Source organism: Zophobihabitans entericus (assembly GCF_011745665.1).
GTDB lineage: Bacteria > Pseudomonadota > Gammaproteobacteria > Enterobacterales > Orbaceae > Zophobihabitans > Zophobihabitans entericus.
Genome location: NZ_CP050253.1, coordinates 1,886,190 through 1,900,763 on the forward strand (window position 1 = coordinate 1,886,190; position 14,574 = coordinate 1,900,763).

Consider the following 14,574-nt stretch of genomic DNA (forward strand, 5'->3'; position numbering starts at 1 on the left):
TTCTTAATCGATACAGGCATAGTCCGACGGTTATAACTAAACCGACATAAAAACTAAGCATGATTAATAGTAACATATTTACTGTTTCTTAAGTAAACTCATAATATCTTCTGGTTTATCATCTTCTTCATCGTCGTCATCTTCTCCTTCATATTGCAGACCTAATTTTTCCATTAGCACTTCAATACGGTCAAGAGAGCGATCAACATAACGTTGCTCTTCAGTTGATAAACTTTCCCCTTGTTCTAAGCGATCAAGTAATTGCTCTAACTTAGTATTATTTTCCAACTGAGTAAGTTCTTCCATTGGTGATAATTTTACTTTTTCTGCCGCCGGTTTGGCTTTAGTTGTACTCACTTTCCCATCAGCAATTAATGGAATTGGAGTTTTACTGCCTGTTCTTGGGTCTAAAGCCGCTTTACCGCCATGACCGTTATTTTGCTTAGACGCATCACTATGACGAGTTCCACTAGGCAAGCCTTTATGCTTACGCTTTTTCTTTAGTAGACGTCCTTCTTCATTTAGTTCCTGACGTGTTTTTTTCTGCTTTTTGCTTTTTGGAATATAGTTTGCCATGTTATGCCATAGTGTTAGTGAACAGACGTTATTTAGATACGTCTTAGATGTTGTAAAATGTATCAGAAAGGCAAAAAAAAGTATAGTTTGAACCATAAAGTACTTGCGGTTTTATCGTTCATTAGTAAAAATGTGCTATCAGAAATTGAATTACTTATTTATTAGGTCACTAAATTAAGTGGCTTTAAATTTGTCTTTGACAAAAATAACCAGCGAATAATATCAGTATGAGTATTAACATAAGCCCTTATATGAAGTTTGAGCGCCCGGAATGGGCAATGTTGCGGGACTCTGTACCTATGACATTAACTCAGGATGAATTGGCTTCACTGCAAGGGATAAATGAAAATCTTTCTTTAGATGAAGTCATTGATATTTATCTTCCCTTATCTCGTCTTATTAATTACTACATTAGTGCCAATATCAGTCGGCAATTAGTGTTATCTAAGTTTTTAGGAAAAAGTCAGAAGACACCTTATATTATTGGGATTGCCGGCAGTGTTGCTGTAGGTAAAAGTACGACTGCCCGTGTAATGCAGGCACTATTAACACGCTGGCCGGAACACAGAAAAGTCGCACTCGTTACAACAGATGGATTTTTATATCCAAATAAAGTATTACAAGAACGCGGTATCATGAATAAGAAGGGATTCCCGCAATCTTATGATACTAAAAAACTTTTGCAATTTGTCTCTGATATCAAGTCCGGTAAGCCAAAAGTGCTTGCACCGGTTTACTCCCATCTCGAGTATGATATTATACCCGACGAAAGTATCGTTATCGATAATCCAGACATTGTAATTTTGGAAGGACTCAACGTATTACAGGGAACGGTAAATTACTCCCAACAAGAGAACCGCGTCTTTGTTTCTGATTATGTTGATTTCTCTATCTATGTCGATGCTGACATTGATTTACTCCATCATTGGTATGTAAATCGATTCTTAAAGTTCCGTGCTGGTGCGTTTAGTGATCCCACGTCTTATTTTCATAATTATTCGAAATTGTCGGAAGATGAAGCGATGAAAGTGGCAAATACGATTTGGAAAGAGATCAATGAACGTAACTTAATGGAAAATGTATTACCTACTCGTGAACGTGCTAACCTGATTTTATCTAAAGGTGAAGAACATCGGGTTAATTGTGTTTATCTGCGTAAGTAGGTTCAATATAAAGGGTATAAAATAAATGATTTTTTGGAGAACATTAATGATGAAAAATCAATTAATGAAAGGAATTGTAGTTTTATCTGCACTGGTATCATTTAGTGCATTCGCAGCAAAAGGTAGCTACACTTGCGAAGCAAAAGCAAAAGAAGTTGAAAACCAAATTAGCTATGCTAAAGCGCATGGCAATACACACCGTGTAACAGGTTTAACTAAAGCTTTACTAGATATTCAACAATATTGTACTAATGGTGATCTTGAAGAAGATTACAAAGAAGAAGTCCAGGATAAACTAGAGGATGTTGCTGAGCGTGAAGCAGAGCTTGCTAAAGCGCGCATCAAAGGTGACCCGGATAAGATTATTAAGCAAGAAAACAAACTTGCTGAAGCGAAAGCTGAGCTTGAAAAAGCAAGAGCTGAACTTGAAGCATTCTATGCTGAGTTAAAAGCGAAATAGAACAATAAGTTAAGATTAAAGCAGCCAAGAGCTGCTTTTTTGTTATCTGAGAAAAAATAAAGTCCCTACATTTATTAATATTATTATCAATTAATGTGATAAGGATCACTTTAACTTTCGTTCGAAAGTTGTTTAATAAGCAACAACGGAGGGAAGTATGATTTTTAATATTCAGCGATATTCGACTCATGATGGTCCCGGTATTCGAACAGTTGTCTTTCTAAAGGGCTGTTCGCTAGGCTGTCGTTGGTGTCAAAACCCGGAAAGTCGTTCAGACAAAAAACAAGTTTTGTTCGATGCAAGGCTTTGTATTGCTGATTGTCAGTTGTGCTGCACAAGCATCCCTCATGGTTTTAATAAAGCGAATCAAACGCTCACTATCGATCGTAGTCAATTGACTGAACAGGATTATCAAAAACTAGAAAAACTTTGCCCAAGTCTGGCTCTTACTGTTTGTGGTAAAGATACTTCAGTTGATGACATCATGTCTGCGGTTAAAAAAGATGTTGCTTTTTATGAGCGAACAGGTGGTGGTGTGACATTGTCAGGTGGCGAACCTTTTATGCAACCCGATTTGTGCGCTGAAATCTTAAAGCGTTGTCATCATGAAAACTACCATACCGCAGTTGAAACTTGCTTACATGTTCCATGGAAATATATTGAACCATCGCTACCTTATCTGAATCTGTTTTTAGCTGATTTAAAACAGATCAATGATGTGATTTTTAAACAATGGACAGATGGTTCTGCAGCCAGGATTTTAGATAATTTCAGACGTCTGGCTAAAACTGATATTGAGATGATTATCCGTGTTCCTCTGATTCAGGGCTTTAATGCAGATGAGAAATCCGTGAAAGCCATTATTGATTTTACTGCTGATGAAAGCAGTGCTAAAGAGATTCATTTTTTACCTTATCACACATTGGGAATAAATAAGTACAACATGTTGAATATGTCTTATCAGGCACCACTGACGCCACTGGATGATTCAGCACTCATTGAATATGCACAGAACTATGCAAGTGAGAAGAACCTCACTGCTATTTTAAGAGGATAATACCATGACTACTCTTGATCTAAATACTGTTACACCTCGAATCAGGGCGCATAAAGATGCACTTGTTCACATTATTAAGCCACCAATTTGTGTGGAACGAGCGGAGCACTACACAGAATCTTATCAGGAACATTTAGCCCAGCCTGTAGCTGTTCGCCGTGCCTTGGCGCTTGCTAACCATTTAAAGAAACGTACTATCTGGATTAAAAATGATGAGTTAATCGTTGGTAATCAGGCAAGTCAGCCAAGAGCAGCGCCGATCTTTCCTGAATATACAGTTGGCTGGATTGAGAAAGAGATCGATATTTTAGGAGATCGCCCGGGTGCCGGGTTCCACGTTACTGATCATGATAAAGAAGTGTTACATCGAATCTGTCCATGGTGGCATGGCCAGACAGTACTTGATCGCTGTTTTGCACTTTTTTCTGATGAGCATAAATCGCTGCTTGATACAGTCATGATCAAAGCGGAAGGCAATATGAACTCCGGTGATGCTCATTTAGCGGTTAATTTTCCACTGATTCTTGAGAAAGGTTTAGATGGTATTGTTGAAAAGGTGAGAGAGCGTCGTAGCCGTATTGATCTGACTAATCTGGATGATTTTTATAAAGATCATTTCTTAAAAGCGGTTGATATTGCTATGGTTGCTATGAGTGAGCATATTGAGCGTTATGCTGAACTGGCTAAAGAGATGGCGGCTAAAGAGTCACGTGAATGGCGTCAAAAAGAGTTACTTGAAATTGCTGCTAACTGTGAGTTGATCGCACATAAACCGCCACAAACTTTCTGGCAGGCATTGCAGTTATCCTATTTTGTAATGTTACTGTTACAAATTGAATCGAATGGTCACTCAGTCTCTTTTGGTCGTTTAGATCAATATCTGGCTCCATGGTATGAGAGAGATGTTGAGACTAATAAAACGTTAGATAAAGAATATGCTATTGAGATGTTACATAGCTGCTGGTTGAAGCTACTTGAAGTGAACAAAATTCGTTCCGGCTCACATTCAAAAACCTCCGCAGGTAGTCCGATGTATCAAAATGTGACTATTGGTGGACAAAAACTGGTAAATGGCCAACCGGTTGATGCGGTGAATTCACTGTCTTACGCTATTTTAGAATCTTGTGGACGCTTGCGTTCAACTCAGCCAAATTTAAGTGTGCGCTATCATGCTGGCATTAATAATGACTTCCTTGATGCTTGTGTACAGGTTATTCGTTGTGGCTTTGGTATGCCGGCGTTTAATAATGATGAAATCGTGATTCCGGAATTTATTAAGCTGGGTGTGGAAAGAGAAGATGCCTACGAATACTCAGCGATTGGTTGTATTGAAACCGCCGTACCGGGTAAATGGGGATATCGTTGTACCGGGATGAGTTTTATTAACTTTGCTCGTGTAGTTCTGGCTGCGCTTGAAGGTGGTACAGATGCCACCAGCGGAGTGACTTATCTACCACAAGAGAAGGCACTGAGTAAAGGTAACTTTAAAGATTTTGCTGATGTCATGCAATCCTGGAATGAGCAAATTCGCTACTACACTCGTAAATCGATTGAAATTGAATACGTGATCGACACCATGCTGGAAGAAAATGCTCACGACATTATCTGTTCAGCACTGGTTGATGATTGTATTGAGCGTGGTAAAACGCTTAAAGAGGGCGGTGCAAAATACGACTGGGTATCTGGATTACAGGTCGGTATTGCAAATACAGGAAATAGTCTGGAAGCAGTCAAAAAACTGGTATTTGATGAAGGTATTATCGGGCAGCAAGAACTGGCAAAAGCACTGGCAAATGATTTTGAAGGTCTGGATGGTGAACAACTGCGTCAACGTCTGCTGAACGGTGCGCCAAAATATGGTAATGATGATGATGAAGTGGATATGTTACTGGTTGCAGCCTATAACAGTTATATCGAAGAGTTAAAACATTATCATAATCCGCGTTATGGCAGAGGACCGATCGGCGGTACTTATTATGCGGGTACGTCATCCATTTCTGCTAATGTGCCATTTGGTGCGCAAACAGCAGCAACACCGGATGGACGCAAAGCGTGGTCACCGCTGGCAGAAGGTGCAAGCCCGTCATCAGGTACTGATACTTTAGGACCAACAGCAGTGTTTAACTCTATTGGTAAATTACCGACAGATAAGATTTTAGGTGGTGTGTTGCTGAATCAGAAACTCAATCCATCGACGCTGGATAATCCAAGAGATCGTCAAAAACTGATGTTAATGTTACGTACTTTCTTTGAGGTGCATAAAGGCTGGCACGTGCAATATAATGTGGTTTCACGAGATACTTTAGTGGCAGCCAAAGCAAATCCTGATCGCTATCGTGATTTGGTAGTGCGTGTTGCCGGATATTCCGCGTTCTTCACAGCGTTATCACCAGATACTCAGGATGATATTATCGCCAGAACGGAGCATGTGATTTAAAGTAGTTAGATAGTTTTTCTATTAGTGGAAGATGGCGCGACTAAGGTCGCGCTATTTTTTTGTGCTTAGTTTGGTGTTTGGAGCTGCGCGCGCAATAGTGTTTTGGACAGGTAATTAGCAGGGTTTTAGGTGGGGTAGCGACCCCACTGTCGCTTTGTTTTTATTTTATGTAGTTGCAGGTTCCATGAAAAGAGAACATGTGTCACTATATTTTTTGTGTCATTGTTTGTTATTAGCATTGGGTTTGGGGTGGACAGGGCCACCTGTACGCAATGTTTTTAGGCTTGGGTCTGTTATTAGCTGGGTGGTTGGCAGGGGCACGCCCCCGCTGGCGTGTATCTTTTTGTGATTTTGTAGGTTCCGTGGGAGTTGATGGCCTACTGCCCCCCCACAGGCTAAGTATTCTCACAATCCTAAGATCTACAAAGCGCGGCCGCGCCGCGCAACTCAACATCATTATATCTATAAACATTTTGTGCTATTATAGGTAACTAATTTTTATTATTAAAAATCATTTTGCAGGGAATAATGGATGTTTGAATATTACAATAATTTTGCCCAATTTTTTGACCCGTTAAGTATTATCTGGGGTGGGATTAAATATGCATTATTAGCTTTAGTTTTAACGATTATCGTCTTGATTATTTTCAGACGTAAAATCTTAGTGCCACGCGCAAACAAATTTCTGACATTTTTGTCTTATTTTTATCTGATTTTTATTCCGGTTGTTATGATAGCGGGCGGCTTTTTCTACGGTTCTGTGCAAGCGACCAAGCAAGGATTACAGGAGAGTGAAGGGCAGTACAGGGCAGCTGTTCAGTCTTTACTTGATACCTATGTTGATGACTCTTTTGTGGTAAAAGTAGAATCTGATTTAACACTAGGACAAGCTGTTGATTCTGTGATTCCCTTAGTAAAAACAGAAATAGTAAAACAGCTTGAACTTGCAGAACTCCATAATAATAAAATTGCTGATCTGGCTTTAGTGGCGCTGGACACGCCTATGGCAACAGAGTTTTTACGTAATAAATTAACTGATTTAGTGGCAGGCCATCTGGGTACAGAATCAGGGCTGGTTGATGAGCTTTTTGAGCTTACACCACAGCAGTTTTTAACGGGTGAATTTGTGGTAAAAGTCGTATTTTATAAAGTGATGCAACAAATTGATTCTATTTATAGTAAAGTAAAAATTATCTGGGTATTACTGCTATTATTGCCACTGATTGAAATTATTATCGCTAATCGTCGTGATAAGAAAGTAAACCCGGCGTAGTCGCTATTTTAAGAGAGAGCTGAGATCATGTTACATTTTATGAATGAGCGTCAGGAAGTCATTTTATATAAAGTGAATGAAGTCGGGCAGATTAGTGTGGCTGAACTGGCTGAATTAACAGGTGTTTCAGTTGTGACTATCCGTCAGGATCTCAATTTTCTGGAACAAAATGGTCATTTAAAACGTGTACACGGTTCTGCGGTTGCTATCGACGGTGAAAGTGTTGATGCTCGTATGAAAGTCAATTTTGTCGTGAAGCAAAAAATTGCTGAATATGCGGCATCACTGGTTGAAAATGGTGAACGTATTTTCATCGAAGGTGGTAGTACCAACGCCTTACTGGCACGCTATTTAGCTTATAGTAAACGGATTACTCTGATTACTTCCAGTTACTATATCGCTCATTTGCTTGGTCAAATTGAAGCGCCGATCGAAGTGATTGTCCTGGGTGGTGAATATCAAAAGCATAGTGAAAGTGTGGTTGGTGATCTGGCTTGTCTTGGTATCGGTCATCTCTCTTTTAGTAAAGCATTTATTGGTATCGATGGTTATCACTCAAGCACCGGATTTGCCGGTCGTAATAAGCAACGTACGGAAGTGGTAAATGCCATTCTGGCTAAAGATAGTGAAAATATTGTTATCACCGACTCATCGAAATTTGGTCAGGTTCAGGCTTATCCTTTTATGTCGCCGGTGAATAATATTGATCGGGTAATCACCGATGGCTACCTACTTAATCAACATGAACAGCACTTAATTCAAAAAGGTGTGATTGTTGATAAAGTAATGGGTGAGTAAATTAATTTAAAGGAGTATCAGGATTAATGTTCCTTTTACTCCCCTAAAACTTTAATTTTATAACTTATTGATTTTATTGAATATTTTAATTGTTAAAGGCTCTTTCACCATGGCTGTTAATATCAAGACCTTCTCGTTCCTGATCTTCAGACACGCGTAAGCCGACACATTTATCAGCAATCTTATAAGCAATAAATGCAACAACACTAGTCCAGATGATACAAGTAATAATACTCATCGCCTGAATGCCAACTTGATCAAGCATAGTAATCCCTTCGCTATAGCCCACACCACCCAATGTTTCCGACGTAAATACTCCAGTCAGGATACAACCGATAATACCGCATACACCATGTACACCAAAAACGTCGCAGGTATCGTCAACGTGTAGTAAACGTTTGAGTGTTGATACTCCCCACACTCCAGCTGCACCACAGACTAAACCAATAATTAAAGCACCACCAACACCAACAAATCCGGCTGCGGGTGTAATACCAACTAATCCGGCAATCACGCCAGAGCTGGCACCTAAGCAGGAAGGCTTACCTCTGTGAATCCATTCAACCAGTGACCATGACAAAACAGCTGCAGCAGTAGCGACAAAGGTATTGATAAACGCTAGTCCGGCGATTTCATTAGCTTGACCTGCGGAACCGGCATTAAAGCCAAACCAGCCGATATAGAGAATAGCTGCACCAAGATAGACATAAGCTAAGTTAAAGGGTCTTAAAGACTCTTTATTAAAATCTAAGCGTTTTTTTAGTAAATAAGCACCAACCAGTCCGGCAACGGCAGCATTAATATGCACAACGGTACCACCAGCAAAATCCAACGCACCTTCGTCACCTAAAATTCCGCCGCCCCAAACCATGTGAGCGATCGGGATATAAGAAAAAGTAAACCAGAGCACCATAAAGATGAGTACTGCAGAAAAGCGAATACGCTCTGCAAATGCACCGGGAATCAGACAACAGGTGATACAGGCAAATGATCCCTGAAATGCCACCCAGATTAATTGATTCATAGTTCCTTGTACGTCAGCGAGTCCAATGCCTGAGAGTAAGATAGCGTCAAAATTACCAAAGAACCAGTTACCTGCACCAAAAGTGAGTGAATAACCATAAATAATCCATAACACCGAGATAAGGGAGAAGCTCACCAGTACTTGCGATAACATCGATAAAACGTTTTTAGAGCGCAATAAACCACCATAAAATAATGCAATACCGGGAATTGACATAAATAAGACCAGAGCAGTACAAATCATCATAAAACCATTGTCGGCTTTGTCTGCCACTTGAGCGACTTCTTCTATAACAACATCGTCAGCCAGTGCACTGCCTGATACAAGGAGACTGAATAAAACAATTAGTTTTCTACACATAGCGTTAACCCTACATTAGTTGATCCTGTAAATTATGCTTAGCACTATCCTATAATGCTGCCTCGTCTATTTCGCCGGTACGAATTCGTATGACGCTATCTAGTGTGGTAATAAAAATTTTGCCATCACCGATCTTGCCGGTATAGGTTGCTTTACTGATAGTGGACACTACGTCCTCAAGAAGATCATCGGTGATGGCAACTTCTACTTTGACTTTAGGCAGAAAGTTGACAGTGTATTCTGCACCGCGATAAAGCTCTGCATGTCCTTTCTGGCGGCCAAATCCTTTGACTTCGGTGACGGTGAGTCCATTTACACCAATATCAGATAATGCTTCTCTGACTTCCTCTAATTTAAAAGGTCTGATTACAACAGTGACTAGTTTCATCATTTGCTCCTGTTTAAGTGAAAACCACAACCAGGCTTTTGCAAGGAGTATGCCAAACATCAAAAATAAATTTATAACTTATTAATTAATAATGAGTAATTTTATATATTTCATAAGCTGGGATTAATTTTAAAAAGAAAGAAGAACAGATTATTTTTGTGCAAATGATCTGGCGACAAAACAGGGAAAATACGTTTATTGAATTGGTTTCTCAATAGTTCTCAATTGGTGCACTACAAAAATCAGGCTTCTCCCAAAAATGGCGCAATTGCCTTATAAATACACATTAGTTCTATTAATACTGAGCATAATATTATTAATTCGTTGAATTTCAGTATTTCTTAAAATTGCGTAAAAAATCTGTCTCAGACTTTGTTAATTGGTGTCTCACTCCACTTTTATATTTAGGGCTGGTATTGATATCCGGCTTATTGTCTGACTCAATCTGGCTTAGTATTTGCATAAACATAAAGTATAGATATAAACATATTTGGAATATGAAAAATATTGTTTAGTGCTGAGTTATTTTAGACAGCAATAAACAGATAAAAATGATAAAGAGGGCAATGATATGTTATACGACCAGCACTATGAGAAGGATAACTGCGGCTTTGGGTTAATCGCTCATATAGAAGGGAAAGCAAGTCATAAAGTGGTGCGAACCGCTATTCACGGTCTGGCAAGGATGCAACACCGTGGTGCGATTTTAGTTGATGGAAAAACCGGAGATGGCTGTGGCTTATTACTACAAAAGCCGGACAGATTTTTTCATATCGTGGCGCAGGAGGCGGGCTGGCGACTGGCCAGTAATTATGCGGTTGGAATGTTATTTCTTAGCCAAAATGAATCCGAGGCACAACTAAGTCGTGAGATTGTTGAAGAGGAACTGGCAAAAGAGACACTTTCATTGGTTGGCTGGCGGAAAGTACCAATTGATATCAGTGTGCTGGGTGAAATTGCGCTCTCTTCTTTACCACAAATTGAGCAGGTTTTTATTAATGCGCCGGCTGGCTGGAGTCATATTGATTTAGAACGCCGTTTATATATGGTGCGCAGACGTATTGAAAAACGAGTTATCGATGACTCTTTCTATATCTGTAGTTTCTCTAATCAGGTCAATATTTATAAAGGTTTGTGTATGCCTAAAGACCTGCCAAGATTCTATCTGGATTTGGCGGATTTACGTATGGAATCAGCAATCTGCCTGTTCCATCAACGCTTTTCCACCAATACGGTACCCAAGTGGCCACTGGCGCAGCCATTCAGACATTTAGCCCATAATGGCGAAATTAATACGATTGAGGGCAACCGCCAGTGGGCAAGAGCGCGCTCTTATAAATTCAAAACACCACTGATTCCTGATTTGCAGGAAGCTGCACCCTTTGTTAATGAAACAGGTTCCGACTCCAGCTCTTTAGATAATATGCTGGAACTGTTTTTAGTAGGTGGTATGGACATCGTACGGGCGATGCGTCTGCTGGTTCCGCCGGCCTGGCAAAACAATCCGGATATGAATGATGATCTGCGCGCTTTCTTTGATTTTAACTCTATGCATATGGAACCCTGGGATGGTCCGGCAGGGATTGTGATGTCAGACGGGCGTTACGCAGCCTGTAGTTTAGATCGCAACGGACTAAGACCAGCCCGATATGTGATGACAACGGATGGTTTAATTACCTGTGCTTCTGAAGTAGGTATCTGGGATTATGAGCCGGATGAAGTGATGAAAAAAGGCCGGGTCGGGCCCGGTGAGTTACTGGTTATTGATACTCACGAAGGGCGAATTTTACAATCAGCCGAAACCGATAATGACCTGCAAAAACGTCATCCGTATAAAACATGGCTGGCCAAAAATGTTAAATGCCTGACACCGTTTGAAGAACTACCAGATGACCATATCGGACAACGAGATTTTGATGATGCACTCCTTGCCAGTTATCAAAAACAATTTGCCTATTCCTTTGAGGAACTGGAACAGGTTATTCGTTCGCTGGGGGAAAATGGTCAGGAAGCGACAGGTTCAATGGGAGATGATACACCATTTGCTGTGCTCTCGAGTCGTCCACGTATTATTTATGATTACTTCAGACAAAAATTTGCTCAGGTCACCAATCCACCGATTGATTCGCTGCGAGAAGCGCATGTTATGTCTCTGTCAACCAGCATCGGCCGGGAGATGAATGTTTTTGCGGAAGCAGAAGGTCAAGCCTATCGGGTCTCTTTTAAATCACCAGTTCTGCTTTATTCTGATTTTACGCAGTTAACTGCATTAGAATCAAAGCACTATAAATCAGAAGTATTAGATATCACTTATGAGATTGATGATAATCTGAGTGATGCTATTGAGCAATTATGTAATGATGCTGAGACTAAAGTCAAAGCCGGAGCTGTGCTTTTGGTTTTGTCCGACAAAAATATCAGTGCCGATCGCCTGCCGGTTCCAGCACCAATGGCTGTTGGTGCAATACAACAGAGACTGGTTGAGCGTAATCTGCGTTGTGATGCCAATATTATTGTTGAAACGGCCAGCGTACGTGACCCTCATCAATTTGCTGTACTGATTGGTTTAGGTGCTACAGCCATTTATCCTTATCTGGCTTATGAAACACTGGCTCAGATGATAGACATGGGTACTATCGATAAAAGTTACCGTGAAGTGATGCTGAACTATCGTAACGGGATTAATAAAGGGCTGTATAAAATTATGTCCAAGATGGGGATTTCAACGGTTGCCTCGTACCGCTGTTCACAACTGTTTGAAGCAGTTGGACTACATCAGGACGTGATGAGGATGTGTTTTCCTGGAGTGAGTAGCCGTATTAGCGGAGCAAATTTTGATGATTTTCAACAAGACTTATTTAACCTGTCAAAACGAGCATGGCTAAAACGTAAACCTTTGGAGCAAGGTGGTCTGCTTAAATATATTCATGGTGGTGAATATCATGCTTACAATCCTGATGTGGTACAAAGCCTGCAACAAGCAGTAAATAGCGGAAATTATGCTGACTATCGTCAGTATGCCGATATTGTTAACCAGCGTCCGGTAACAACGCTTAGAGATTTATTAAAACTCACGCCACCAAAAGATGCTGCTATTGCCATTGAACAGGTTGAACCTTGTGAAGCATTATTTAAGCGGTTTGATTCAGCAGCTATGTCCATTGGAGCGCTCAGTCCTGAAGCTCATGAATCTTTAGCTGAAGCAATGAATACGCTGGGCGGGTATTCAAACTCTGGCGAAGGTGGTGAAGATCCTGCTCGTTATAATACCAATAAAGTTTCCCGAATTAAGCAGGTGGCTTCTGGTCGATTTGGTGTTACACCCGGCTATTTAATGAGTGCTGATGTGATTCAGATTAAAGTGGCACAGGGCGCAAAACCGGGTGAGGGTGGACAACTGCCGGGTGATAAAGTGACTCCGTATATTGCCAGACTACGTTTTTCTGTGCCGGGGGTGACGTTGATTTCTCCGCCACCACATCATGATATCTACTCAATTGAAGATTTAGCTCAGCTGATCTTTGACTTAAAACAGATCAATCCAAAAGCTATGATCTCAGTAAAACTGGTATCTGAACCGGGTGTTGGCACAATTGCGACCGGTGTGGCTAAAGCCTATGCCGATATGATTACCATCGCTGGCTATGATGGCGGTACAGGTGCCAGCCCACTCACTTCTGTTAAATATGCCGGTTCACCGTGGGAGCTGGGGTTGGTTGAAACCCAACAGGCGCTCGTGGCTAATGGTCTGCGTCACAAGATTCGTTTACAGGTTGATGGTGGGCTGAAAACCGGTCTGGATATTGTTAAAGCGGCTATTTTAGGTGCTGAGAGCTTTGGTTTTGGTACCGGACCAATGGTGGCTCTGGGTTGTAAGTATTTACGTATTTGTCATCTGAATAACTGTGCCACCGGTGTAGCTACTCAGGACGATAAACTGCGCAGGGATCATTATCATGGTTTGCCGGAAAAGGCGATGAATTACTTCCGCTTTTTGGCACAGGAGACCAGAGAAATTATGGCTGAACTGGGGGTCAGTCGTATTACTGATTTAATCGGACGCACGGATTTATTAACTGAACTTGATGGCTTTACAGCTAAGCAAAATAAACTGGATTTATCTGGTTTACTGGAAACTGCTGCACCAATCAATGGTTATGCGGTTTATCATACCGAGTCAAATTCCCCTTTTGATAAAGGTGTGTTAAATAACGAAATCATCACTCAGGCTAAAGAGTTTGTGGATAACAAGCAGTCTAAGCAGTTTTATTTTGATATTCAAAATACGCATCGCTCAATTGGTGCAACGCTATCAGGCTATATTGCTACACAGCATGGTGAACAGGGACTGGCAGCAGATCCAATCAAATTAAACTTTAGCGGTACTGCCGGGCAAAGTTTTGGTGTCTGGAATGCGGGTGGGGTAGAACTTACTCTGACTGGTGATGCGAATGATTACGTCGGTAAAGGGATGGCAGGTGGTCAGATTGTGATTCGTCCACCAGTTGGTTCAGCGTTTTTAAGTCATGAAGCAACCATTATTGGTAATACCTGTCTGTACGGCGCAACCGGTGGGCGATTATTTGCTGCCGGAACAGCGGGTGAAAGATTTGCTGTACGTAATTCAGGTGCTGTTACTGTTGTGGAAGGGATTGGTGATAACGGCTGTGAATATATGACTGGTGGTATTGTCTGTGTGCTGGGTAAAACCGGTGTCAATTTTGGTGCCGGCATGACTGGTGGTTTTGCCTACATTCTAAATGAAGATGGCGAATTTACTAAGCGCATTAATCAGGAGCTGGTTGAGATGCTGGATGTGACTCAATACGCTATTCATGAAGAACATCTGCGTGGTCTGATTATGGAACATGCCAACCTGACTCATTCATCACGGGCAGAAGACATTCTGGCTAACTGGCAGCAATATGCTAAACAGTTTGTGTTAGTTAAACCTAAATCAAGCGATATCAAAGCACTGCTTGGACACCGTAGCCGTTCGGCAGCAGAATTACGTGTACAGGCACAATAAGGAGAAACA

10 protein-coding genes are annotated in these 14,574 nt (G+C 40.9%); 7 read left to right on the forward strand and 3 right to left on the reverse strand.

Annotation, left to right across the window (positions count from 1 at the left end):
• Positions 1–78: 78 nt before the first annotated feature.
• A complete protein-coding gene (gene yihI, locus IPMB12_RS08550; RefSeq protein ID WP_166916829.1) occupies positions 79–576 on the reverse strand; it encodes a Der GTPase-activating protein YihI in 498 nt (165 codons plus the stop codon).
• Positions 577–803: 227 nt separating this feature from the next.
• Here yihI and coaA point away from each other — a divergent pair, with 227 nt between their 5' ends.
• The 6 genes from coaA (at position 804) to IPMB12_RS08580 (ending at position 7,764) form a co-directional block, all read left to right on the forward strand.
• On the forward strand, positions 804–1,739 hold the full coding sequence (gene coaA / locus IPMB12_RS08555) for a type I pantothenate kinase (protein ID WP_166916831.1): 936 nt from the start codon (positions 804–806) through the stop codon (positions 1,737–1,739).
• Positions 1,740–1,785: 46 nt separating this feature from the next.
• Entirely contained in the window at positions 1,786–2,199 is a 414-nt protein-coding gene (locus IPMB12_RS08560; RefSeq protein WP_208293470.1) for a DUF1090 domain-containing protein, read from the forward strand.
• Between the two features lie 157 nt (positions 2,200–2,356).
• Positions 2,357–3,256 carry a glycyl-radical enzyme activating protein gene (locus tag IPMB12_RS08565; RefSeq protein WP_166916833.1) on the forward strand — a complete coding sequence of 300 codons (900 nt, stop codon included), beginning with the start codon at positions 2,357–2,359 and terminating at the stop codon, positions 3,254–3,256.
• Between the two features lie 4 nt (positions 3,257–3,260).
• Complete coding sequence (locus IPMB12_RS08570; RefSeq protein ID WP_166916835.1) at positions 3,261–5,693, forward strand: formate C-acetyltransferase/glycerol dehydratase family glycyl radical enzyme; 2,433 nt, start codon at positions 3,261–3,263, stop codon at positions 5,691–5,693.
• A gap of 532 nt (positions 5,694–6,225) precedes the next feature.
• Positions 6,226–6,966 carry a hypothetical protein gene (locus tag IPMB12_RS08575; RefSeq protein WP_166916836.1) on the forward strand — a complete coding sequence of 247 codons (741 nt, stop codon included), beginning with the start codon at positions 6,226–6,228 and terminating at the stop codon, positions 6,964–6,966.
• A gap of 39 nt (positions 6,967–7,005) precedes the next feature.
• Positions 7,006–7,764, forward strand: a complete 759-nt coding sequence (locus IPMB12_RS08580; protein ID WP_166917752.1) for a DeoR/GlpR family DNA-binding transcription regulator — start codon at positions 7,006–7,008, stop codon at positions 7,762–7,764.
• 85 nt (positions 7,765–7,849) lie between these two features.
• Here the strand turns inward: IPMB12_RS08580 and amtB are convergent, their stop codons facing one another.
• Both amtB and glnK read right to left on the reverse strand, forming a co-directional pair.
• Positions 7,850–9,148 (reverse strand): ammonium transporter AmtB, encoded by a 1,299-nt coding sequence (gene amtB, locus IPMB12_RS08585; protein WP_166916838.1) that lies wholly within the window; start codon positions 9,146–9,148, stop codon positions 7,850–7,852.
• Between the two features lie 49 nt (positions 9,149–9,197).
• Entirely contained in the window at positions 9,198–9,536 is a 339-nt protein-coding gene (gene glnK, locus IPMB12_RS08590; protein ID WP_166917753.1) for a P-II family nitrogen regulator, read from the reverse strand.
• 571 nt (positions 9,537–10,107) lie between these two features.
• Here glnK and gltB point away from each other — a divergent pair.
• Entirely contained in the window at positions 10,108–14,565 is a 4,458-nt protein-coding gene (gene gltB, locus IPMB12_RS08595) for a glutamate synthase large subunit (protein ID WP_166916840.1), read from the forward strand.
• The last annotated feature ends 9 nt before the right edge of the window (positions 14,566–14,574 follow it).